General features: G+C 62.3%; 19 protein-coding genes and 1 riboswitch. Of the genes, 11 read left to right on the top strand and 8 right to left on the bottom strand.

Going from position 1 to position 24,116, the window contains the following annotated elements:
- Window positions 1-6: 6 nt before the first annotated feature.
- On the bottom strand, window positions 7-453 hold the full coding sequence (locus ACT54B_RS00650; RefSeq protein WP_476042060.1) for an N-acetyltransferase family protein: 447 nt from the start codon (window positions 451-453) through the stop codon (window positions 7-9).
- 318 nt (window positions 454-771) lie between these two features.
- On the opposite strand from ACT54B_RS00650, the gene ACT54B_RS00655 reads away from it, so the two are divergent.
- The 4 genes from ACT54B_RS00655 to ACT54B_RS00670 are packed head-to-tail and all read left to right on the top strand — an operon-like array spanning window position 772 to window position 6,026.
- Window positions 772-2,730 carry an O-linked N-acetylglucosamine transferase, SPINDLY family protein gene (locus ACT54B_RS00655; protein WP_476042062.1) on the top strand — a complete coding sequence of 653 codons (1,959 nt, stop codon included), beginning with the start codon at window positions 772-774 and terminating at the stop codon, window positions 2,728-2,730.
- Window positions 2,730-3,932: a GDP-mannose 4,6-dehydratase gene (gmd, locus tag ACT54B_RS00660; protein WP_476042064.1), complete on the top strand. Its 1,203-nt coding sequence runs from the start codon at window positions 2,730-2,732 to the stop codon at window positions 3,930-3,932. The genes ACT54B_RS00655 and gmd overlap by 1 nt, the downstream gene beginning before the upstream one ends.
- Window positions 3,929-4,873, top strand: a complete 945-nt coding sequence (locus tag ACT54B_RS00665; RefSeq protein WP_476042066.1) for an NAD-dependent epimerase/dehydratase family protein — start codon at window positions 3,929-3,931, stop codon at window positions 4,871-4,873. The genes gmd and ACT54B_RS00665 overlap by 4 nt, the downstream gene beginning before the upstream one ends.
- Window positions 4,854-6,026, top strand: coding sequence for a DegT/DnrJ/EryC1/StrS family aminotransferase (locus ACT54B_RS00670; protein ID WP_476042068.1), 1,173 nt, complete (start codon window positions 4,854-4,856; stop codon window positions 6,024-6,026). The genes ACT54B_RS00665 and ACT54B_RS00670 overlap by 20 nt, the downstream gene beginning before the upstream one ends.
- On the opposite strand, the gene ACT54B_RS00675 is transcribed toward ACT54B_RS00670, so the two are convergent.
- The gene (locus ACT54B_RS00675) at window positions 6,016-6,966 is read right to left on the bottom strand and encodes a nucleoside hydrolase (protein WP_476042070.1); all 951 of its coding nucleotides are present in this window, start codon (window positions 6,964-6,966) and stop codon (window positions 6,016-6,018) included. The genes ACT54B_RS00670 and ACT54B_RS00675 overlap by 11 nt on opposite strands.
- A gap of 514 nt (window positions 6,967-7,480) precedes the next feature.
- Window positions 7,481-7,882: a cobalamin biosynthesis protein gene (locus ACT54B_RS00680; protein ID WP_476042071.1), complete on the bottom strand. Its 402-nt coding sequence runs from the start codon at window positions 7,880-7,882 to the stop codon at window positions 7,481-7,483.
- 141 nt (window positions 7,883-8,023) lie between these two features.
- Here ACT54B_RS00680 and ACT54B_RS00685 point away from each other — a divergent pair, with 141 nt between their 5' ends.
- The 3 genes from ACT54B_RS00685 (at window position 8,024) to ACT54B_RS00695 (ending at window position 9,337) form a co-directional block, all read left to right on the top strand.
- Entirely contained in the window at window positions 8,024-8,809 is a 786-nt protein-coding gene (locus tag ACT54B_RS00685; RefSeq protein WP_476042073.1) for a TSUP family transporter, read from the top strand.
- A gap of 61 nt (window positions 8,810-8,870) precedes the next feature.
- Window positions 8,871-9,035, top strand: coding sequence for a hypothetical protein (locus ACT54B_RS00690; protein ID WP_476042075.1), 165 nt, complete (start codon window positions 8,871-8,873; stop codon window positions 9,033-9,035).
- Window positions 9,032-9,337 carry a type II toxin-antitoxin system RelE/ParE family toxin gene (locus ACT54B_RS00695; protein ID WP_476042077.1) on the top strand — a complete coding sequence of 102 codons (306 nt, stop codon included), beginning with the start codon at window positions 9,032-9,034 and terminating at the stop codon, window positions 9,335-9,337. The genes ACT54B_RS00690 and ACT54B_RS00695 overlap by 4 nt, the downstream gene beginning before the upstream one ends.
- Before the next feature lie 3 nt (window positions 9,338-9,340).
- Here ACT54B_RS00695 and cobO read toward each other — a convergent pair whose 3' ends face one another.
- The 5 genes from cobO to ACT54B_RS00720 form a co-directional block, all read right to left on the bottom strand.
- Window positions 9,341-9,982: a cob(I)yrinic acid a,c-diamide adenosyltransferase gene (gene cobO, locus ACT54B_RS00700; protein ID WP_476042079.1), complete on the bottom strand. Its 642-nt coding sequence runs from the start codon at window positions 9,980-9,982 to the stop codon at window positions 9,341-9,343.
- A gap of 89 nt (window positions 9,983-10,071) precedes the next feature.
- Window positions 10,072-14,130 carry a cobaltochelatase subunit CobN gene (gene cobN, locus ACT54B_RS00705; RefSeq protein WP_476042081.1) on the bottom strand — a complete coding sequence of 1,353 codons (4,059 nt, stop codon included), beginning with the start codon at window positions 14,128-14,130 and terminating at the stop codon, window positions 10,072-10,074.
- A gap of 4 nt (window positions 14,131-14,134) precedes the next feature.
- Complete coding sequence (gene cobW, locus ACT54B_RS00710; RefSeq protein WP_476042083.1) at window positions 14,135-15,208, bottom strand: cobalamin biosynthesis protein CobW; 1,074 nt, start codon at window positions 15,206-15,208, stop codon at window positions 14,135-14,137.
- Window positions 15,209-15,212: 4 nt separating this feature from the next.
- Window positions 15,213-15,737, bottom strand: a complete 525-nt coding sequence (gene cobU / locus ACT54B_RS00715; protein ID WP_476042085.1) for a bifunctional adenosylcobinamide kinase/adenosylcobinamide-phosphate guanylyltransferase — start codon at window positions 15,735-15,737, stop codon at window positions 15,213-15,215.
- Between the two features lie 184 nt (window positions 15,738-15,921).
- Window positions 15,922-16,292, bottom strand: a riboswitch (cobalamin riboswitch).
- Window positions 16,293-16,358: 66 nt separating this feature from the next.
- Window positions 16,359-17,816, bottom strand: coding sequence for a cobyric acid synthase (locus ACT54B_RS00720; RefSeq protein ID WP_476042086.1), 1,458 nt, complete (start codon window positions 17,814-17,816; stop codon window positions 16,359-16,361).
- A 1,054-nt stretch (window positions 17,817-18,870) separates the two neighbouring features.
- Between ACT54B_RS00720 and ACT54B_RS00725 the strand changes: the two genes are divergently transcribed.
- The 4 genes from ACT54B_RS00725 to ACT54B_RS00740 all read left to right on the top strand — a co-directional run bounded on the left by ACT54B_RS00725 (window position 18,871) and on the right by ACT54B_RS00740 (window position 24,025).
- Entirely contained in the window at window positions 18,871-20,466 is a 1,596-nt protein-coding gene (locus tag ACT54B_RS00725) for an ABC transporter substrate-binding protein (protein WP_476042088.1), read from the top strand.
- 149 nt (window positions 20,467-20,615) lie between these two features.
- Complete coding sequence (locus tag ACT54B_RS00730) at window positions 20,616-21,572, top strand: ABC transporter permease (RefSeq protein ID WP_476042089.1); 957 nt, start codon at window positions 20,616-20,618, stop codon at window positions 21,570-21,572.
- A gap of 2 nt (window positions 21,573-21,574) precedes the next feature.
- Window positions 21,575-22,408 (top strand): ABC transporter permease, encoded by an 834-nt coding sequence (locus tag ACT54B_RS00735; RefSeq protein WP_476042091.1) that lies wholly within the window; start codon window positions 21,575-21,577, stop codon window positions 22,406-22,408.
- Window positions 22,409-22,411: 3 nt separating this feature from the next.
- Entirely contained in the window at window positions 22,412-24,025 is a 1,614-nt protein-coding gene (locus ACT54B_RS00740; protein ID WP_476042093.1) for an ABC transporter ATP-binding protein, read from the top strand.
- Window positions 24,026-24,116 lie beyond the last annotated feature (91 nt).

Raw genomic sequence — 24,116 nt, forward strand, 5'->3', positions numbered from 1 at the left:
CGCATTCTAGATGTTCTTGCGGTAGACGATGAACGACGAACGCGGCACGATCGTGTCGTAAAGCGAACGGGCCGGCGCATTATATTCCTGGGTCTGCCAGTAGAGACGAAACGCGCCTTTGGCTTTCGCTGCATCCTCACAGGCCAGGATCAACTGCTTCGCAAGCCCGCCGCCGCGCGACTTCGGATCGACGAAGAGATCCTGCAGGTAGCAGATGGGCTGCGTGCTCCAGGTGCTGTCGTGGAAGACGTAGTTGCAGATGCCGTCCACCTGTCCGGCCCGCTCCGCAACCAGGCAATCGATGTTGCTTGCCGGATCGAGAATTCGCGACCAGGTCATTGCCGTGGCCTCCTCCGGCACCGACCCGCGATAGAAATCCACATAGCCGGCCCATAAATCGCGCCAGCGCGCTTCGTCTTTCGCTTCTGCCTTCCGGATTACGATATCGGACATCGCCCTACCTTCTGAATTGCAAACGGAGCCGGCGCGCAAGGCTTCCGCAAAAGCCCATTGTACGAACGGGGGCCGGCCTTCCCGCGCCTTCGAGCGCCCCGCACTTTCTCGAAGACGACGGGCACGCTGAATCAATCTGTGAAGGCCTTGAATCCCTTTGGCAAGCCACCATCACAAGATATTGCCTCGCAAGGATTATTCGCGCTTTCCTCATGGCCAGGCGAAGCAGAATCCAGCTTCGCTAAGGCTTGGCGTCCTAACAGGAGCATCCGGGGAATGATTTCCCTGTCTGATTCTGAACGCCGGGGTCGATCGCGCATGAACGCCGCATCTTTGAACATCACCTTCACCGATACGCTGCAAGCCTATAATGATGGCGACTTTCCGCTCGCCCTCCTGCGCATGCAGGCTCTGCTGAACATGCATCCAGCCGGCGGCGCCAACTGGTTCGCGCTCCTCGGCAATATCCATTTCAAGCTCGGGCAGAAGGAAGAGGCCGGCGACGCCTTCGCACGCGAGGCTGCGGTATGCCCGGAAAAGGCTCCCCAGTTCCTCAAGCTCGCCATGGCACTGTTCGCCGCCACCGGCGCCATCGGGAAAATCCATTCGATGGCCTCACGGGCGCGCGCGGTGCTTTCGACGGATCCTGTCGCGATGCATCAGCTGGGTGAATCCTGCCTGGCCATGGGCGATCTGGCGGGCGCGGAAGCCGTTCTCGATCTCGTCGATCACCGCAATCCGCAACATGTGGCGATGAAATGCACCTTCTATCGTGAAAAGGGCGACCGCGAAGCGCTGTGGAAGACCCTGACCCAGGGCGTCAAGGACTGCCCCAACGACGTCTTCCTGAAAGCGCTGCGTTACGCCGAGGCGCGGGTCATCTGTGATTTCGAAACCATGCGGGAATATGAGAGGCTGATGGAAGCGCCCGACACGCCGCTGGCCAATGCGCTGCTCTGCTCCGAAAAGGCGCTGAACCGCCTGTTCTGGGCGCGTTCGGAAGCGGTCATTGCGCGGCCGTCCCATGATTCCAACATGTTGATGGCTGCGACGGATGCTCTCTCCCCGCTTCGCCATCCCCGCCGCCGCATCTCAGATGCCGAGGCACCGCTGCGCGTCGCCTATCTCTCCGACGATTTTCGCCAGCACGCCGTCATGTCGGTCTTTTCCGAAGTGCTCAAGCAGCATGACCCGTCGCGGGTGGAGTTGACCCTGCTGTGCTATACCCCGCCGGAAGGACGTGGGTGGCAAAGAGCCAATTTCACCCCCGAACTGATGAATTGCATCGTTCCCATCGAAGGCCGTCCGACCGTGGAAGTGCTGGATATTATCCGCCGCCGCGAGATTGACATCCTGGTCGATCTGAAGGGCCACACCGCAGGCGCGCGGCTCGATATCGTCAATCTGGCAGATGCCCCGATCAAGGTCGCCTATCTCGGTTACCCCGCAACCGTTACAGGAGCGGAGCTGGACTACCTGATCACCGACGCCTTGGTGACCCCGCCGGAGAGCCGGCCGCACTATACGGAAAAGTTCTGCCTGTTGCCCCATACGTCCATGCCCAATGCCGCCCTGGAAACCTGCATTCCGCAGCCGGCAACCCGCGCGGAATGGGGACTTCCGGAGGACAAGTTCGTTTTCTCGTCCTTCAATGCGCTGTTCAAGATCTCTCCGCAGACCATCGATCTCTGGGGACAGGTGCTGGCCGCCGTACCGAACTCTGTCCTCTGGATCCGGGCTTCGGAGACCATGGCCAGGCAAAACCTCATCCTGGCGCTGCGCCGCAACGGCGTCTCGGGAGACCGGGTGATTTTTGCAGAGCCGACCCGCAGCTATCAGGATCACATCAGCCGCGCGGCCCTTGCCGATCTCTCGCTCGATACCCTGCCCTATAACGGCCATGCGACGACCACGGACATGCTGAGGGCCGGGGTGCCGGTGGTGACCCTGCGCGGCTCGACAGCGCCGTCGCGCATGACCGAGAGCCTGCTCGACGCGGTGGGTCTTCAGGATCTGATCGGCGCGGACGAAGCCGCTTACGTCAGTATCGCCCAAACCCTTGCGACCGATCGGGATCTGTATCGCGCCGTGCGAGAACGGCTCGCCCGCAACCGCCTCTCCTCCCCTCTCTTCGATCCCCGCAGCTTCGCGCGCAGCCTGGAAACCGCCTATGAATGCGTGGCCGAGCGGGCTCGGATGGGCCTCGCGCCCGACGTCATCGAGGTACCGTCCGCTGCCGCCCTGAAGGCTTCCGAGCGCAAAGCGGAGGCGGCCTGATGAAGCGTGCCCTGATCACCGGCGTCACGGGCCAGGACGGCGCCTATCTGGCAGAATTGTTGCTGGCAAAGGGATACGAGGTGCATGGCATCAAGCGTCGTACCTCGCTGTTCAATACGGATCGAATCGACCACCTGTTCCACGATCCGCATGTGGCCGGTCTGCCGTTCCACCTGCACCACGGCGACATGACCGATTCCAGCAGCCTGATCCGCGTCATGGCAGAGGTTCGTCCGCACGAGATCTACAATCTCGCCGCGCAGAGCCATGTCGGTGTGTCCTTCGAGCAACCGGAATATACCGCCAATTCCGATGCGCTCGGCACACTGCGTCTCCTCGAAGCGATCCGCATCCTCCGACTGCAGGATGAGGCGCGCTTCTATCAGGCATCCACATCGGAGCTCTACGGCCAGGTCCGGGAAACGCCGCAGACGGAGAACACGCCCTTCCACCCCCGAAGCCCCTATGGCGTGGCCAAGCTTTACGCCTATTGGATTACGGTCAATTATCGCGAAGCCTACGGGCTTTATGCGTGCAATGGCATTCTCTTCAACCATGAAAGCCCGCTGCGCGGCGAGACCTTCGTCACCCGGAAGATCACCCGCGCCCTTGCCGCGATTGCCAGCGGCGGGCAGGACTGCCTCTACCTCGGCAATCTCGATGCCCGGCGCGACTGGGGCCATGCGCGCGACTATGTCGAAATGCAGTGGATGATGCTGCAGCAGGAAACGGCCGAGGATTTCGTCATCGCAACCGGCATCCAGCATTCTGTTCGCGATTTTGTCGATGCCGCAGCGTCTCACCTCGGGCTGACCCTGGACTGGCGGGGTGACGGACCGGAAGAAACAGGCATCGTCGCCACATCGGATGGCCGGTTTTCCGGGCTTTATCCCGGCAGGGTACTCGTGCGGGTCGATCCCGGCTACTACCGGCCGGCGGAGGTGGAAACGCTTCTCGGCGATGCCTCGAAAGCGCGGGACAGGCTCGGCTGGACACCCCGTACCTCCTTTGCCACGCTTGTTGCGGAAATGATGGAAGCCGATCTCGCCCTTGCCTTCCGGAATGCGGCCCTGGGTGGCCGGTCGACAAAGGTCGCGCCGGAAGCAGCCGATGCGGGTGGCCTCAGCGCCCGCCTCCAGGCTCTCCGCCAATTGATGGACGAGGAACCGGCCATTGACCATCGCGCAGGGGGGCGGCCTTGAGCGGCATCCTTCTGACGGGCGGCTCCGGAATGGTGGGCCGCAACATCCGCGACCTCGCGGCAAGACGCAGCCTTTCCCTTCTCACACCCAGCCGAAGGGAATGCGATCTCCTGGACTATGCCTCGGTCCACGTCTACCTGGAAACCCATCGACCGGAGCTCATCATCCACGCCGCCGGTCGGGTCGGCGGCATCCAGGCCAACATTCGAGAACCGGTCGCGTTCCTCACCGAAAACTGGGACATGGGCCGGAACCTGCTGCTGGCCGCCCGCGCCACCGGCGTCCGGCAGGTCATCAATCTCGGGACGTCCTGCATGTATCCCGCCGACAGCCCCGAACGTTTGACCGAAGAGCGGATCCTGTCTGCCCCGCTGGAGCCGACCAATGAGGGCTATGCGCTGGCCAAGATCAGCGTGCAGCGGCTTGGCCTCTATCTCAATCGCGAAGATCCGTCATTCCGGTGCAAGACGCTGGTACCCAGCAATCTTTACGGCCCGCATGACACCTTCGATCCCGCCCGCTCCCATCTGGTGCCCGCCATCATTCACAAGCTGGTGCGCGCCCGGGAAGACGATCACGCAACCGTCGACATCTGGGGCGACGGTCTGGCCCGACGCGAATTCCTCTATGCGGGCGATCTGGCGGAAGCCGTGCTGATGGCTGCGGAACGGTTCGACAGCCTGCCGGATCTCCTGAATATCGGCACCGGCGAAGATTATTCCGTGAACGAACACTATGAGATCGCGGCCAAGGTCATCGGTTATGGCGGCACATTCACCCACGACCTTTCCAAGCCTTCGGGGATGCGGCGCAAGCTGCTTGATGTCTCGCGCGCCCTCGAATGGGGCTTCAGGGCCCGCACCTCGCTGACCGACGGAATCGCCCTCACCTACCAGCACTATCTGAAAACGGACCATGCCCATGCGCTATCCGCTCGCTAATTCCGCCTGGGACGAGGCGGAAATCGCCGCCATCCACCGCGTGATCGACAGTGGCATGTACAGCATGAACGGCCGGGTCGCGGAGTTCGAGCGGGCCTTTGCCGATTACGCGGGCAGCCGATACTGCGTCATGGTGAATTCGGGATCGTCGGCGAATCTGTTGATGGTGGCGGCGCTTCGCTATCGCAGGGACAATCCGCTTCTGCCTGGGGCCGAGGTGATCGTGCCTGCGGTTTCCTGGAGCACCACCTACTATCCCCTCTACCAATACGGGCTCAGGCTTCGCTTCGTCGACATCGACCGGCACAGCTTGAACTACGATCTCGCGGCCCTGGAAGCCGCCATCACACCGGAAACGCGGGCGATCATGGCGGTCAACCTGCTGGGCAATCCGAATGATTTCGCGGCCATCCACGCTCTGGCGAAAGGGCGCAACATCACCCTAATCGAGGACAATTGCGAATCCATGGGCGCACTCTACCAGGGGCGTCACGCGGGAACGTTCGGCGCGATGGGCACCTTCAGTGCCTTCTTCAGCCATCACATATCGACAATGGAAGGCGGGATGATCGTCACCGACGACGAGGAACTCCACCATATCCTTCTGTGTCTGCGGGCGCATGGCTGGACCCGGAATCTGCCCAAGGAAAACCGGGTCACGACGCCAAAGAGCGATGACAGCTTCGTGGAATCCTTCCGCTTCGTGCTGCCTGGCTATAATGTGCGGCCCCTCGAAATGAGCGGCGCCATAGGCCTCGAACAGGTGAAGAAACTGCCCATGATCATCCGCGAGCGGCGAGCCAATGCCGCGCGCTTTCTCGATCTCGTCTCCGGCTATTCCTTCATTCGCCCGCAACAGGAAATCGGGGAAAGCAGCTGGTTCGGCTTCAGCATGGTCGTGCAACCGGAAAGCGGGCTTGAACGCCGACAGATCCTTGCCTCCCTGGCCGAAAGCGAAGTCGAGGTGCGCCCGATCGTTGCGGGCAATTTTGCCAAGAACGAAGTCGTCCGCTACTTCGATCACACCGTGCATGGCAGGCTCGATGCTGCCGATGAAATCGACCGTTGCGGCCTCTTCATCGGCAATCATCACTATCCCCTCAAGGGCGAACTCGCCGCCCTCAGGGAAGCGCTCGACCGTATCAAGCCGTGAGCGTGTCGTAGAGCAGGTCCAGCACCCTCTGGGACTGCACACCGACCATGACGTGTTGCGAGGGCTTTCCGTCCCATTGGCTCGGTCCGAAGCTCATGCCGTCCGGTGCCTGGATCGTCTGGCCATCGGCAACGCTGCCACAGGCGACGCGAACCGGTCCGCTCCGGGTTTCGAAGAGCTCGGGTGCGACGACGTAGACGCAGGCGCAGCTGTCATGCACCAGCATGCCGTCTTCCACCGCATGCGCATAGAACTTGATGTAGAAATCCGAAACGCGCCGCAGAAGCTCGACGTCGGGACCACCCTTGGCCGCCATGCCATCCAGAAAGCCGCGGCTCATCGTCGTCTTCGCCGTCACGTCGAGCCCGGCCGCAACCACTCTCCAGGGGGCCGTGAAGACGATGTCAGCCGCCTCCGGATCGCCATGAATGTTGGCCTCCGCCGCGGGCGTGACATTGCCGGGCACATCGAATGCACCGCCCATGATCACCACCTGCTTCGCAAGATGTGCGATATCAGGCGCGTGGCGCAACGCCAGCGCCAGATTGGTCATGCGACCGACAGCGACCAGCGTGACCTCGTGCGGATGCGCCCGCACCGTATCGATGATGAACTGGAAGGCCGGGCGTGGATCGAGGGGAATGTCGGTGACATCGGGGACCCCGATATTGCCGAGACCGTCATCTCCATGCACGAATGTCGGCCAGCCGGCGTGCGGGCGCGCCGGATCGATGGTTTCATTCGCACCCTTGGCGACAGGAGCCTCGAACTTCCACTCCCGCTTCAGAAACAGCGCGTTGCGGGTCGTCGTCTCGATCGAGGCATTGCCGAATACGGTGGTGACACCGACCAGATCAATGTCCGGGTGACGATGCAGGAAGAGCAGCGCCATCGCATCGTCCACGCCCGGATCGGTGTCAAAAATAACCTTATGTGCCATGTTTATCCTTCTTTTTGTTCTGGCCCGGCGGGCCTGTCGGAGGCCAGGCCGGAAGGCTACCGAGGATAGTCACGGCAAGCCTGGAGGCAAGCGGAAGATACGCCGCGGCCTCGCTTCTTTTTATTCGTATTTTCGGAATATCTATATTAAAGTGCACAACGGCATCGCCGGCACCGCCCTTGACAAGGTTGGCTGGCGCGGAAGCCGCGCCCTGCGGTTTCGGCAAGAGGTTCGTCCGTTTGCTAGCAACAGACGCACGAAAATCCATCCTCGGATGCCGGAAAGGAGAAAATCATGAACGACGTCGATAAAATCATCATCGTTCTCATGATCTGCCAGATCATGCTCATGGCTCTCAAGGCCTGAGCGGAACGATGAGGGGGCCGGTCCATCGCGCCGAGACGGTGGACCGGCTTCCCAAAATAGATGTGGGCCCCGCGCTAGCAACATCGGAGCCCACTGGAGTTCATGAACGATGTCGATATATCTCTAATATACCAGAGCCCCCCACCTGTCAAGATTCGCCGCATCCCGCGCCGAACGCCAGTGCCATGGTGCAACCCTGCCCGAGCCGCTTCGGCACGAGGAGGTGTCCATTGCGACCCGCAAGCGCCAATGCGGCTGCCTCCGCCACGCCGTGGCAACCGGTCTCGCGAAAAACCACATTGGACGGGTTGAGGAGCCGCGGTGTCTCCGCTTCGAGACGCGCGGCCGAAAAGACCGAAACCGCCAGGCCAAGGCGATCCGCGACGGCTCGGATGGCTGCCTCCTCCTCCCTGCCCGCCAGCGTGCCAACGCCGACGATCACCGGCCGAGTAGAGCCGGCCTCGCGAAGGCTTTGCTCCAGAAGGTCGAGCATCGCTTCCGGCAGCGCGCCCTTGCGGCATCCCATGCCGATATAGATCATGCCCGACATATAAAGTGCTCCGCGAAAGTCGGACTCCCTTAGCATCGGGCGGGATGCGGGGAAATGGGGACAGCCGCGCTCGGCAATTGATAAAGAACACGAAGAGGCGCATGGTCGCCGCCTTGCCGATATCCGCTTCGAGTGCCCTCCTTGATTGACCTGGCCCCAGAAATCCTTGCTTTCCTTTTCGCAGCCGCCTTCGTGGCCGGGTTCATCGACTCCATCGCTGGCGGCGGCGGGCTGATTACGGTGCCGGCCATGCTGCTCGCCGGCGTGCCACCCCTGCACACGCTCGGCACCAACAAGCTTCAGTCGCTGTTCGGCTCCTCCTCGGCCACGATCGCCTATGCGCGAAAGGGGCTCGTCAATGTGCGGGACCAGTTGCCCATGTTCGTCATGGCCATCATCGGCGGCGGGCTCGGCGCGGTGCTCGCCACCGTGGTGCCGGGTGAGGTGCTGAAGGCGATCATGCCCTTCCTGCTGATCGCCATCGGCCTCTATTTCGGCTTCAAGCCGAAGATTTCTGACGAAGACCGGCACGCGCGCATCACGCCCTTCCTGTTCGGGCTGACGGCAGTGCCACTGATCGCCTTCTATGACGGGGTCTTCGGGCCCGGAACCGGCTCCTTCTTCATGCTCGCCTTCGTCGCCCTTGCGGGCTATGGCGTATTGAAGGCCACCGCCCACACGAAGATGCTGAATTTCGGCTCGAATGTGGGGGCGTTCCTCGTCTTTACCCTCAACGGCGTCATTCTGTGGAAGGCCGGCCTCATCATGGGCGTAGGCCAGTTCCTCGGCGCACAGGCCGGCTCACGCCTTGCCATGCGCTCTGGCGCAAAGCTGATCAAGCCGCTCCTGCTGCTGACCTGCTTCGGCCTGGCCATTCGCCTGATGCTCGATCCGGCAAATCCGGTGCGGGTCTGGCTGGGCGTTTGAAGGGAGTTGCGTTCCGGGAAAATCCGGATATTATTTAGGACATTCTGAAACGAGGTTGGTTATGGCAGAACCGCAAAAAAAGGCGATTGATCTAATCGACGATGTGGAAACGCTCCGCCGCCTTTGGGACGAGGGCGTCGCCAGCGGCCCGTTCATCGAACTGGATTTTGATGAGTTTCGCAAGAAAGCTCGTGAAAGCTTGGCAAAGGCGCGCGAAGGAAAATGAATAGGATCAACTGGTCCCCAAGGGCCGAGCTTGATCTTCTCACCATTTATCAATGGATTGGCCTTCGAAACCCGCTTGCAGCGGACAGGATCCTTCTCGAAATTGAGAGGAAGGTCGAGATGTTGCAACGGCATGCTCACATTGGCGTCAGGAGGCCAGATATTCACCCTGACGCCCGTCTCCTCGTCGTTTCCCGCTATCTCATATTCTACCAAATACTCGCTGCATCAGATGAGTCACAGCAAGACCTGTCAATCATCCGTATACTCGACGCCCGCCGCGATATCACCGAACTTCTGTAAAGCTCAAAACTCCACGCCCAGCTGGCCCTTGATGCCCGAGCGGAACGGGTGCTTGATCAGCTCCATTTCGGTCACGAGATCGGCAATTTCGATCAGTTCGTCCTTGGCGTTGCGGCCGGTCAGAACCACATGGGTCATGAAGGGCTTTTCTTCCTGCAGGAAGCGAACCACCTCGTTTACATCGAGATAGTCATAGCGCAGCGCGATATTGATCTCGTCGAGCAGGACCATCGAATTCTCGGGGTTGCGGATCAGCTCCTTGGCCTTTTCCCAGGCGGCTTCGGCGGTCGCGACGTCGCGGGCACGATCCTGCGTTTCCCAGGTGAAGCCCTCGCCCATCGTGTAGAACTCGCAGAGATCGGCGAAATGTTCGTTGATCAGGTCGCGCTCGCCGGTCGCCCAGGCGCCCTTGATGAACTGCACGACGGCCGACTTCTTCTTCGCTGCAATATGGCGGAAGATCATTCCGAAGGCGGCGGAAGACTTGCCCTTGCCCTTGCCCGTGTGAACGATGATCAGGCCTTTCTCACCGGTCTTGGTGGACATGATCTTCTCGCGGGCGGCCTTTTTCTTGGCCATCTTTTCCGCGTGACGGGCCAGTTCGGCCTCGGTCATGCCGGATGTGTCTTCGATCTCTTCGCTCATCTCAGTCTCCTCCACCGCAGGCTGCGGCATTCTTCAGCCTTCCATAGAAAGCGCGGAAGCCGCGCTCTTTGCGAAAAGGCAAGCAATGATCATTCGGCAGCGGGACGCGCCCGCCGCGACAGGGTTTCCAGCTCGAAACGGGCGGAATTGGAACGCGGGTTCCAGAAGCCGCGATCCATGGCTTCGGTGAATTTCTGCGCCATTTCGCGGAGTGCATCCGGGTTCTTCTCGGCCATGAAGTCGCGCACCGTGTCGTCCATCAGATAGGCTTGGTAGAGCGCCTCGAAATGATGGGGCTCCACCGCACCGGTCGTGGCCGCATAGGCGAACAGGAAATCCACGGTCGCGGCAATTTCGAAGGCGCCCTTGTAGCCATGGCGCATGGCACCCGCGATCCATTTCGGATTTGCGGCGCGCCCGCGCACCACGCGGCCGATCTCCTCCTCCAGCGAGCGGATGACCGGCTTTTCGGGGCGGGAATGGTCGTTGTGGTAGAGCGTCGGACGGGCGCCGGTCAGTTGCTCCACGGCGGCGGAAAGACCGCCCTGGAACTGGTAATAATCGTCGCTGTCGAGAATGTCGTGCTCGCGATTATCCTGGTTCTGGATCACCGCCTGCACGGATTTCAGCCGTTCCTCGAAGAGCCCGCGCTCGGCCTGCCCTTCCTCGTCGGCGCCATAGGCATAGGAACCCCAGACCAGATAGGCCTCGGCGAGATCGGCGCGGCTTTCCCAGCCCTTCTCGTCAATGAGGGCCTGAAGCCCGGCACCATAGGCGCCCGGCTTCGAGCCGAACACGCGGTAGCCGGCCCGACGGCCCGCCGCCTTCACATCGAGTCCCTCGGCGACAAGACGGACCGTCTCCTTGCGCATCCGTGCGGCAATCGGATTGTCCTCGTCGTCCTCGTCGAGCAGACCGACGGCCCGGATGGCCTTGTCGAACAGCGCGATCTGTTCCGGGAAGGCGTCGCGGAAGAAGCCGGAGATGCGCAGTGTCACATCCACGCGCGGACGGCGGAGCATGGCGGGCGGAATGATCTCGTAGCCGGTCACGCGCCGCGAGGTCATGTCCCAGAGCGGCTTGACGCCGATCAACGCCAGCGCCTGGGCGATATCGTCGCCGCCGGTGCGCATGTTGGAGGTGCCCCAGGCGGTCAGGCCGAAGCTGACCGGCCATTCGCCGTGATCCTGCACATAGCGGGTGATCAGCAGTTCCGCGCTTTTCTTGCCAAGTTCGTAGGCCGCCGGCGTCGGCACGGCGCGGCTGTCGACGGAATAGAAGTTGCGGCCGGTGGGCAGCACGTCTGGACGACCTCGGGTCGGCGCACCGGAAGCACCGGGCGGCACGAAGCGCCCGTCGAGACCCGCCATCAGCCCCTCGATCTCGGCCTTGCCGGAAGCAAGCACAGCCGGCCGCAGCCGTTCGTCGATTTCCTGCATCACAAGCTTGGTGGCAGTCCAGCCATCCGGGCAGGCGATCTCGCCGGAAACCAGCGCGGAGGCCAGAAGCTCGATCCGCTCTACCGTGTCGCCTGCCGTTCGCCAGGGCGCATCGGTCATGGTTTGCAGAACTTCGGGCCGCGGACCGTGCCAGGGGTCGGACATGGTGCAGTCGAGCGGGTCGAAAGCGAGAGCTGAAAGCGCTGCCCCCTCCCCCCCTGCCGGGACCTCTCCCCGCTGGGGAGAGGAGGCTGAGCCGCCGGCGTCTCGCTCCCTCTCCTCCCCACCGGGGAGAAGGTGGCCCGAAGGGCCGGATGCGGGGGCGGCACGGGAAAGTTTGAGATCAGAAGCAATCGCCCGCTGCAGGCTCTGGTCGCGGCCCTCGCCAAGCCCGCGCGGCACGCGGGCGAGCGCGACGGTCAGATCGGTGAGCATCCGGCCGGTCGGCGAGACGCCGAAAATGTGCAGCCCGTCGCGGATCTGCATTTCCTTGAGGTCGCAAAGATAGGCATCGAGCTTCTGGAGCGCGCTGTCTTCCGCCTCGCCCTTTTCGATGCCCGCATCGCGGTCGAGGCCGATATCCTGCACGAGCTCGAGGATCTGCTTGCGCAGCAGCCGGATGCGGCGCGGATCGCCGCCGGAGGCCTCGTAATATTCATCCACCAGCGCTTCGAGATCCTTCAGCGGCCCGTAGCTTTCGGCCCGGGTCAGCGGCGGGGTCAGATGGCCGATGATGACGGCGGCGGCGCGGCGTTTCGCCTGCGTGCCCTCGCCCGGATCGTTCACGATGAAGGGATAGAGATGCGGCGTCGGCCCGAAGACGGCTTCCGGATAGCAGGTCTCCGACAGCGCCAGCGACTTGCCCGGCAGCCATTCCATGTTGCCGTGCTTGCCCATGTGGATGATCGCATCGGCCCCGAATTCCCGGCGAAGCCAGGCATAGAAGGCGAGATAGCCATGCGGCGGCACGAGGTCCGGCGAATGATAGCTTTCCTTCGGATCGATATTGTAGCCGCGCGCCGGCTGGATGCCGATCGCCACCTTGCCGAAGCGGGCAAGCGGCAGCGCGAACACGCCGTCGATGAAGAAAGGGTCCTTCTCCGGCGCGCCCCAGCGGGCCGTCACTTCATCCTGAATCTGAACGGGAAGAGTGGCGAGGAAGCCCTTGTAGTGACTCAGGGAAAGCGTTTCGCGGATGACACGGGACGGGGTGCCTGCATCCCCCTCACCCCCTGCCGGGACCTCTCCCCGCTGGGGAGAGGAGGCCGAAACGCTGGCGCCTTGCTCCCCCTTCTCCCCGGCGGGGAGAAGGTGGTCCGAAGGACCGGATGAGGGGGCGGCTTGCTGGACATTATCGATCACGGCCCCCGCCGGAACCCCGTTCGTCGGCCCCAGCATGAGATAGGTGATCAGCGCATCGCCATTGTCGGGATAGGCCGAGACATCATAACCCGCCTCCCGCATGGCGTTCAGCACCTCCACGGTGCCGGCGGGTGTATCGAGGCCAACCCCATTGCCGAGGCGGCCGTCGCGGTTCGGGTAGTTGGCCATGACGATCGCCACGCGGCGGTCCCTGGCCGGCAGGCGGCGGAGCCGCGCCCAGTTGGCTGCAAGGCTTGCCACCCAGGCCATGCGGTTGGCGTCCGGCTCGGAGGAAACGATATTGGCCTCGACCAGCTCGTCAAAGCGCTTGGCGGCCTTGAAGGAGACGGCGCGGGAAAGCACACGGCCATCCACCTCCGGCAGCGAGACATTCATGCCGAGATCGCGGGCGGAAAGCCCCTGCGCGGAGGCTTCCCATGCTTCTTTGGACGAAGCGGAGAAGATCGCCTGCAACACGACCGATCCTTGCGATTCCAGAACGGTCGGCTTGCGGTTCGCGCCGGGCGCGGAAACCGCAAAGGCGGTGGCGTTGATCACCACTTCAGGCACGCCCTTGGCGAAGATCGACTTCAGCGTGCCGATGCAGTCGGAATCCTTCAGGCTGTAGGCAAAGACGGGAAGTGCGCGCAGCCCCTCCGCCGCCAGCGCCTCGATCATCGCCTCGACAGGCTTTGTCTCGCCGCTCTGGACGAGCGCGCGGTAGAAGGAAATGGCAACGGTGCCCTTCGCCTCCTGGCTGGGACCCACCTTTTCCAGCCAGCGGGAGACCTTGATCACCCCTTCGCCCGGCCACCAGATGCCGGCCTTGGCAAGCGGCACGGCGGGACCCGGCTTTTCGCCCCCCGACAGCATGGCCGAGGCATAGGTGAGGAAGGCGCGCGTATTGTCGTTACCGCCCTCGATCAGGTAGGACCAGAGTGCGTTGAGATCGTCGACACCGATATTCGAATAGGGCACCAGCCCCGGATCGGGCTTGGAATCGCCGGGAATGACCGCAATCTTCGCGCCGTATCGGTTTGCGGCAGCATGCAAGGCCTCCAGCGCATACTGGAAATAGCTCGCCCCGCCAAGCGGCCGCACCACGATCAGCTTCGCATGCCGCGCCGTCCGCTCCACATAGGTATCGACGGACATCGGATGCTTCAGCGAAATCAGGCTCGCGACCCGCAAGGTAAACCCGTTGTCGAGCTGCCGCTGCGCCGAGGCGACGGCGGCAAGCTCCGTATCCGCTGCCGACAGGAACAGTATATCACCCGGCGACTGGCCGAGATCGATGGCCTCGTCCCCGTCCGAGATGGTTCCCTTTTGTGCGAGCAGCAGATGCATGGGATCAGAGCGCCTTCAGCGCCGCGCGGATCGCGTCGTCGTCCATCTCGTCATGCAGGCCGATGACGACGAGGCGGGTGGCGCGGGTTTCGCCCGGGGCCCAGGCGCGATCGAAATAATGGTCGATGCGGCTGCCGACCGCCTGGATGACGAGGCGCATCGGCTTGCCGGGCACGTCGGCAAAGCCCTTGAGGCGGAGGATATCGTGTTCCGCGATGATCGCCTTCAGCTTCTCCACGAAGAGCGCCGGATCGGCAACGGGACCGAGCTCGGCCACGAAGCTCTCGAACTCGTCATGATCATGGTCGTGATGGTGCTCGACGCCGTCCTCGTGCAGGGCCTCGTGTTCCAGCTCGTGATGCGACTTGCGGTTCTCGATATCGGCTTCCGTGCCGACGCCGAGGCCGAGCAGGACCGAGGCCGGAACCGAGCCGTTGCGGGCTTCGATCATCGTCGGCTTGCGGGCAATGCGGGCGGTCACTTCGCTGCGAACCGTGGCAAGGCCCTCGGCATCCAGAAGGTCGGTCTTGTTGAGAACGATGAGGTCGGCGCAGGTCAGCTGGTCCTCGAAGAGTTCTTCGAGCGGGCTTTCATGGTCGAGCCCCTCGTCTTCGGCGCGCATGGCATCCACGCGGTCGTGATCGTCGGCAAAGCGGCCTGCGGCGACGGCGGCACTGTCCACCACGGTCACCACGCCATCGACCGTCACCTGCGTGCGGATTTCCGGCCAGTTGAAGGCGGCAACCAGCGGCTGCGGCAGCGCAAGGCCGGAGGTTTCGATGACGATATGGTCAGGGCGGCTTTCGCGCTCCAGCAGCTTCATCATGGTCGGCACAAAATCGTCGGCCACGGTGCAGCAGATGCAGCCATTGGTCAGCTCGATGATGTCGTCCTCGGTACAGTTTTCCGCACCGCAACCCTTCAGCACCTCCCCATCGACGCCGAGATCGCCGAATTCGTTGATGATCAGCGCGATCTTCTTGCCGCCGGTATCGGTCAGCAGGTTGCGGATCATCGTGGTCTTGCCCGCTCCGAGAAAACCGGTGATCACAGTTGCGGGGATCTTTTCCTTGAACATCGGTTCAACCCTTCATCTTCAGCGGCAGGCCCGCCGCAACAAAATAGACTTCCTTCGCCACGTCGGCGATCAACTGGTGCAGGCGGCCCGCATGGTCGCGGAATTCTCTGGCCATGCGGTTTTCCGGGACAATGCCCAGACCGACCTCGTTGGAGACGAAAACGATGCGACCCCGGGCATCCCGCACGAATTCCGCAAGCGCGCGGAATTCGGAGGCCATGTCGCGCTCTTCCATCATCAGGTTGGTGACCCAGAGGGTCAGGCAATCGACCAGGATGACACTCTCCGTGGAATCGATGGTCTGGAGCGCGAAGACGAGATCGAGCGGCTCTTCCAGCGTGTTCCAGTCCGGGCCGCGGTCCTCGCGGTGCTTGTCGATGCGCGCGCGCATCTCGTCGTCCCAGGCCCGGCCCGTCGCCACGTAATGGCGCCTGAGGCCCGTGCCCAGCACATAGTTTTCGGCAAATCGGGATTTTCCGGAGCGCGCGCCGCCGAGAACGAGGACAGCGCCTTTGGACTGTGCCGTCATGGCCTGCAGTCTCCCACACGGCATGAATCAAAAGCCGGCATCGCGGCGGAAACACCGCTGCGCCGCCCTGTCAGGCCAGACACACATGCATGCTTCGCCATCCGGCACATAGCCGGCATGGGCGCTCGTCTTGCCATGACAACCTCCGTGCTGGCATTGGGGACGCCTCCCCAGGAACTGGGCTCTTCGCCCGGCACGAATGGCAGGTCTCCTGGCTCGCGGTTCCCGGCACGTCGCCGTGCCAGCAGGTGCTTCTCGCCTTCCCGAAGTGATCCGCATGGAAAGAGGTGGACGATTCGTAGAAGAAGAGGCGTCCGGCCCCGGCTGTTTTCCATGCCACTCCAGTGGCTTTTCCCTGTCCCTGTCGCCTTCGCCCGTCCGCACCATGCGAACCGCCGGCCAATGCCGTCAGAACCGGGATGAAGTCCCCTCGCCGCTCTACAGTCGCGGGGTCGGCTGCGATACGGATGCCCTGAATGGGTCCATCCTTGCGCATTCCCTATCTCTTCCCGCTGCGACCTTGGCGCAGCGGAAACCATCCGTTTCTTGATGTTTCATAAGAGTGGGGGCGTTCCAAGTCAATCGCATCGGGCGGCGGGCAATGTCGCAGGCGGAACCGGCTCAACCGCCCATCAGGCCATCGAGCCAGCGTGGATCGAGAAGCGATTCCAGCTCGGCCGCCAGATCGTCGAGCGCGCGATCCACCCCTTCCCGGTAGGAGAGCCGGTCCCCTTCGATGCCGAAGGTGGACAGCAGGCCCCGCCTGTATCCGTCATTGCCAAAGAGACCGTGCAGATAGGTGCCCATGACCCGCCCGTCCGGCGAGATGGCCCCATCGGCCCGGTTGCCGATGCGGATCGCCGGACGGACGCAATCCGGCCCCTCCGTCACGCCCAGATGGATCTCGTAGCCCTCGAGCGGCACATCATGCTCGACCGACCAGGCGGCCGTGTTGCGGACCGTCTTTTCCGGGGCCATTTCGGTTTCCACGTCGAGCAGGCCAAGACCCTCCGTTTCCGTCGTGCCGCCTTCGATGCCGAGCGGATCGCGCACCACGCGCCCGAGCATCTGATATCCGCCGCAAATGCCGATCACCCGTCCGCCCCGCTTCACATGCCGGGCCAGATCGCGATCCCAGCCCTGCGCGCGCAGATCCATCAGATCGCCGATGGTCGATTTCGAACCCGGCAGCACCACCAGCCCCGTATCGGCAGGGATTGCCTCCCCCGGACGGACATAGACGAGATCCACCTCCGGCTCGGCCTTCAGCGGATCGAGATCGTCGAAATTGGCGATGCGCGAGAGGACCGGAACGGCCACCTTCAGCGCCCGTCCCTCCGGTCGCGCGAGACGCTCCAGCACGACGGAATCCTCTGCCGGCAGCCGGGCCGCCGCCTTCAGCCAGGGAACGACGCCGAAACAGGGCCAGCCCGTGAAACCCTCGATGGCTTTCAACCCGTCGTCGAAAAGCGTCACATCGCCCCGGAACTTGTTGATCAGGTAACCGGCGATCATCGCCCGGTCCTCGGGCGGCAGGATGGCATGGGTACCGACCAGCGAGGCAATCACCCCGCCCCGGTCGATATCCCCGACCAGCACGACGGGAACCTGCGCCCGTGTCGCAAAACCCATATTGGCAATATCGCCTGCCCGCAGGTTGATCTCCGCCGGGGAGCCTGCCCCTTCCACGATCACCAGGTCGGCATTGTCTTTCAGGCCTTCGAAACTTTCGAGGACAGCGCCGAGAAGCTGCGGTTTCAGACGCTGGTAATCCCGCCCTTTCGCCTGTCCCCAGACCTTGCCCTGCAGGATGATCTGGCTGCCCGTCTCCGATTGCGGCTTCAGCAGAACCGGATTCATATGCACCGTGGAAGGGACCCGTGCCGCCCAGGCTTGCAGCCATTGCGCCCGGCCGATCTCGCCGCCGTCATCGGACACCGCCGCATTGTTGGACATGTTTTGCGGCTTGAACGGCTTTACCCGCAGCCCCCGGTTCGACGCGATGCGGCACAACCCGGCAACCAGCACCGTCTTGCCCACATCCGAGCCCGTGCCCTGCAACATGATCGTCTTGGTCATGGTCTTCCCCGCCTTCGCCATCCTGTCCTGCCACTAACCGGCACGACCGGACAGAATCAAGGGCAGACAGATCGGGCCTGCGGACAGTATCGACGATCCAGCCCGGATCGGATTTTCCGAAAGCGACCCCGCAACGGCGGGAGACGAAACGCGAAAGCCGTGCCCGGATCGCTCCGGGGCACGGCTTGCCTGAAATACGCCGACGCCTTGCCGATACGCAGCAAGGCCCGCAACCGCCCGGTACGCAGAACCTGATCCGGGGGGCAGCGTATTGCTCGCTGCAGGGGCAGATGTAGCGGGACATTGTTACCGGATGGTTAGCAGCGGACGGCGAGAGATTTTTTTTGAAAAAAATATGGCGATGCGTGGAATTTTTTCAGACGGAAACAGGTGACGCGTTCAGGATACAAAAGGTCTTATACTCATTTGAAATTTACTGAAGCTCTGAAACACCCACAAAATTAAGCAGCCATTAATTGTACATACTACATAAAAACACCCATTGATTTAGTCGCATTATTCATTTTGCGACGCCAACCTGAGCGCACCGTGTGCCATGTGAATATATGCTCACGTTAAGCAGTTGATTTCTGCGTGAGAACCCTTACGCTAGACCCATGCGATAAAGAAGGGGCGGCAGCTGACAGGGTTCCACTGCACGCCATAAACAAGAATGTCGCAGGGGAGTGATAAGTTTCTCTTTGGAAACAGATCGTTCCGCTTCCGCGTCCGACCCGGTAGAGCCCGCACCAAGATGGGCAGCCAGTCGAGGCTCGGGACCGATGTGTCAGACTGGGGGGTCTTTCTGGTATGCATGCGATATCCTCGAACCCGCTGATCGGAGCACCCTTTGGTGACTCGCACGGCGTTTCGTTTCGCCCGTTTTTCGAAGATCGTCTGGAAATGACCCGGCTGGAGTTTGCCCTCCGGTCCGCATGCCTGTGGGCATCCCTTTATCTGACTCAAATCGTGCTTTCCCGGCGATGCCGGGCATGACTTCCTCGCCCGCCCATTGGTGCGGCGAGAAATTAACCACCAGAAGGAGAACTTTTTAATGACCGAATTTGAACAAAAGCTGAAATCGGCCGAAGCGCTCGCCGCCCGTGGGAAGATGTCCCGCCGCGAGTTCGTGCAGTTCGCTGCCGCGCTCGGCATTGCGATCCCGGTTGCCAGCACCCTCTTCTCCAAGGTCGCCAAGGCCGAGGATGCCAAGAAGGGCGGCGCGCTCGTGATCGGCATGGAAGGCGGCTCCGCCTCCGACAGCTACGATCCGCGTACCTATGCAGACTCCATCATGATTGCGGCATCCCTCGCCGTCATGAACTGCCTGATCGAGTTCGACGACGCCGGCAACCCGACGCCTGAACTCTTCGAAAGCTGGGAAGCAAAGCCGGGTGCAGCCGAGTGGGTCTTCAACGTTCGCAAGGGCGTGAAGTTCTCCAACGGCAAGGAACTCGACGCGGACGACATCATCTACTCGATCGGCCTGCATCGCGGCGCCGACACCAAGTCGCCGGCAAAGGGCATCCTCGAGCCGATCACGGAAATCAAGGCCCTGTCGCCGACCCAGATTTCCATGACCCTCAAGGAAGGCAATGCCGACTTCCCGGTCATCCTGGCCGATTACCACCTGGTCGTCGTTCCCAAGGACTTCTCCGACTGGTCCAAGCCGATCGGCACCGGTGCCTACACGCTGGAAAGCTTCGAGCCGGGCGTTCGCATCGTGTTCAAGAACCGCGGCGACTACTGGAAGCCGAACCGCGGCAACTTCGACACGGTCGAAATCCGCTACATCCAGGACGCTGCAGCCCGCACCGCGGCTCTGCAATCGGGTGAAGTGCACGCCGTAAACCGCCTCGACGCCCGTACCGTCGACCTGCTGATGCAGGACGAAAACGTCAAGGTCGTTCGCACGAAGGGCACCGGCAACCGGTACTGCTTCGTGTCGCGCGTGACCATGGACCCCTTCACCAACAAGGACCTGCGGACCGCCCTCAAGTACGGTATCGACCGCGAGCAGATCATCCAGTCGGTGTTCAGCGGCTACGCCGTGGCCGGCAACGACCACACGCTCGACGCGCTGAACCCCTTCTACAACACCGACCTGCCGCAGCGCGCCTACGATCCGGACAAGGCTGCCTTCCACTTCAAGAAGGCCGGCATTTCCGGCAAGGTTGAACTGCAGACCTCGGAAGGCGCCTGGAGCTCGGCCGTCGATTGCGCGTCCATCTACCAGGAATCCCTGAAGAAGGCCGGCATCGACCTGACCGTGAACAAGGTATCCGGCGACGGCTACTGGGATAACGTCTGGCTGAAGGTTCCCTTCTGCGCCGTTTACTGGGGCCGCCGCATGTCGGCCGACGCGACGCTGTCGCAGGTCTACGGCTCGGCGTCCGACTGGAACGACAGCGACTGGCGCAAGCCCGACTTCGACAAGCTCATCTCCGAAGCCCGTATCGAGCTCGACAATGCCAAGCGCAAGGAGCTCTATTTCAAGGCGCAGGAAATGATCTCCGACGACGGCGGCATGATCTGCTTCGCGATCTCCGATTACCTCGACGGCTACTCGCCAAAGATCGCTGGCGTCACCCCGCACGCCCGTTACGACCTGGCCGACCAGCGTCTGGCCGAAAAGGCCTGGTTCGCCTGATAGCGGCCCGCCAACGACAAGAAACCAGGCCGTCCCGGCCTGGTTTCCTCACTGAAATGAAATTGTTTGGTGCCACCGCGTGACAGTGCCGGCCCTTATTGGCCAGCAGCGGCGGCAATGATCATCGCAAATCGACTGGGGACGACTACATGTTCCGCTTGATCTTAACCAGGGTCGTCCTTGGTTTATTGACCCTCTTTGCCATCAGCATCCTGATTTTCGCCGCGACGGAAATGCTTCCGGGCGACGTGGCGAGCGCCGTTCTCGGCCAGGGCGCGACACCGGAAACGCTGGCTGCCTTCCGTCTGGAGCTCGGCCTCGACCGGCCTGCCTATGTGCGCTATCTCGAATGGTTCATGGGTGTGCTGCATGGTGACCTGGGGGTATCCCTCACCAACAAACGCGACATCCTGGAATCCATCGCGCCCCGCTTCGGCAACACGATGTTCCTGGCCGGCTTCGCCGCACTGATCGCGGTGCCGCTCTCGGTGGGCCTCGGCATTCTCGCCGCCATCAACGAAGGCAAGTGGATCGACCGCGTGGCGAACATCCTCTCGCTTGCGGCCATTTCGGTTCCCGAATTCTTCATTGCCTATGTGCTGATCCTGTTCTTTGCCGTGAAGCACCGCTGGTTCCCGTCCCTGGCGACGGTGTTCCCGGACATGGCCTTCTCCACGAAGCTCTATGTAACCGCGCTTCCCGCGATCACGCTGACGCTTCTGGTGACGGCGCACATGCTGCGCATGACCCGCTCCTCGGTGCTGGCGATCATGTCCCAGCCCTATATCGAAATGGCTTTCCTGAAGGGTCTGCCCCGCGCCCGCGTCATCCTTCGGCACGCCCTGCCGAATGCGGCCGCTCCGATCATCGCGGTCATCGCGCTCAACCTCGCCTATCTGATCGTCGGCGTCGTCGTCATCGAGGTGGTCTTCGTCTATCCGGGCATGGGACAATACATGGTGGATGGCGTGACGAAGCGTGACCTTCCGGTCGTGCAGGCCTGCGGTCTGGTCTTTGCCAGCGCCTTCATCATCCTCAACACGACGGCTGACATTCTCGGCATTCTGGTCAATCCGCGCCTGCGCAAGCGGAACACGGGACATTGATAATGAAAATCTTCGGCTACAAACCCACTCTCTCCGCCTGGGTCGGCATTGCCATCGTCGGCTTCTTCCTGATCCTCGCCATCTTCGCTCCCTGGATCGCGCCCTATGGCGAAGCCGAAACCGTCGGCAAGACCTTCGGTCGCTCGTCGGCGGAATTCTGGCTCGGCAATGACAATATCGGCCGCGATATCCTCAGCCGCATCATCTACGGTGCCCGCACCACCATCGGCGTGGCCCTGCTGACCACCATCCTGTCCTTCACCATCGGCACGATCGCCGGCCTGATGGCCGTCGTGGGCGGTCCGGTGATCGACCAGACGCTGTCGCGCTTCGTCGACATCATGCTGTCGATCCCGCTGCTCGTCTTCGCGCTGATCGTGCTTTCCATGTTCGGCTCGTCGATCCCGACGCTGATCATCACCATCGCCATCCTCGACTCGACCCGCGTTTTCCGTCTGGCCCGCGCCGTTTCGATGAACATTGCGGTGCTGGAATATGTGGAAGTGGCAAAGCTCCGCGGTGAAGGCCTGTGGTGGGTGATGCGCAAGGAAATCCTGCCGAATGCCCTGCCCCCGATGATTTCGGAATTCGGCCTGCGCTTCTGCTTCAACTTCCTCTTCGTCGCCGGCCTGTCCTTCCTCGGCCTCGGCATCCAGCCGCCGCTGGCAGACTGGGGTGGCATGGTGCGCGACAGTGGCAAGGCAATTTCCTTCGGCCTGCCCGCCCCGCTTTGGCCCGCAATGGCCATTGCCCTCATGACCATCGGCGTGAACCTGATTGTCGACTGGATCCTGTCCATCAATGCGCGTCCGTCCGGCGCCTCGGCGGAGATGTAAGCCATGACCGATAACGTCCTGAAGATTAACAATCTCCGCGTGGAGTCGGTCAGCGGCCTGGTTCTGGTCGACAACGTCTCGCTCGAACTCAAAAAGGGTGAGGTGCTGGGTCTGATCGGCGAGTCCGGTGCGGGTAAGTCCACCATCGGCCTGTCGGCCATGTCCTATGCCCGTGCCGGCTGCCGCATTACCGGGGGCGAAGTGTTCATCGCCGGCACCGACATCCGCAAGCAGGATGCGGAAGGCCGCCGCGACATGCGCGGCAAGCGCATTGCCTACATCGCACAGAGTGCTGCGGCATCCTTCAACCCGTCCCATACCATCATGGATCAGGTCTGCGAAATGCCGGTCCAGCACGGGTTGATGAGCAAGGAAGAGGCCCGCAAATGGGCCATCGAACTCTTCACCTCGCTGGGCCTCCCCAATCCGCAGACCTTCGGCGACCGCTACCCCCACCAGGTCTCGGGCGGTCAGTTGCAGCGCGCCATGGCGGCAATGGCCATTTCCTGTCGTCCCGACATCCTCGTCTTCGACGAGCCCACCACGGCGCTCGACGTGACGACCCAGATCGAAGTGCTGGCGCTCTTCAAGAAGGTGGTGAAGGAGTACAACACAGCCGCCCTCTACATTACCCACGATCTCGCGGTGGTCGCCCAGATCTCCGATCGCATCATGGTGCTACGCCACGGCAAGATGGTGGAACTTGGCGCCACCGAGCAGATTCTCCAGCAGCCGAAGGAAGCCTACACGGCTGCCCTCGTCTCGGAACGCAAGGCTGCCGATCACATCGCCGAGGACGTGAAGGTCGAGCACAACGAGGTTCTGCTGGAAGTGAAGGACGTGCGCGCCTCCTACGGCAGCTTCGAGGTAATCAAGGGCGTTTCCATCTCGGTCGCCAAGGGTGAAACCGTGGCGGTGGTGGGCGAATCCGGCTCCGGCAAGAGCTCCATGGCGCGCATGATCACCGGCCTGCTGGCGCGGACCTCCGGTACGGTCAGCTTCAAGGGCAAGGAACTGGCGGCCAATTACAAGCAGCGCTCCCGCGAGGATCTGCAACGCATCCAGCTGATCTATCAGCTGCCGGATGTGGCGTTGAACCCGCGCCAGACCATCGGAGAGATCATCGGCCGTCCCGCCCAGTTCTATTTCGGCATGTCGCCGGCCAAGACAAAGGAACGGGTCGCCGAACTTCTGACGCAGGTGGGTCTGCCGGTCGATTATGCCGGTCGCCTGTCGACCGCTCTTTCGGGCGGCCAGAAGCAGCGCATCGCCATTGCCCGCGCACTGGCGGCCAATCCGGAACTGATCATCTGCGACGAGCCGACGTCGGCGCTCGACCAGCTGGTAGCGGACGAAATTCTGAAGCTTCTGAAGAGGCTGCAGGACGAACTCGGCCTCTCCTACCTGTTCATCACCCATGACCTCGGCATCGTGCGCCGCATCGCGCACCGCACGGCGGTGATGCTGCGGGGCGAAATCATCGCACAGGGTCCGACAGCGCAGATCTTCAATCCCCCGTTCCACCCCTACACGGAAAACCTGCTGGCTTCCGTTCCGGAAATGCGTACGGACTGGCTGACCGACGTTCTTGCAAAACGCCCGCAGAAAACGGCCTGAAGACAGACCGGATTGCCCTGATCAACCCCGCCCTCCGGCGGGGTTTTTCGTTATGGACGGCAAAAACAGCTTGTCAAAAGGCACGCATCAG

It is taken from the genome of Gellertiella sp. DMC107, assembly GCF_056313605.1.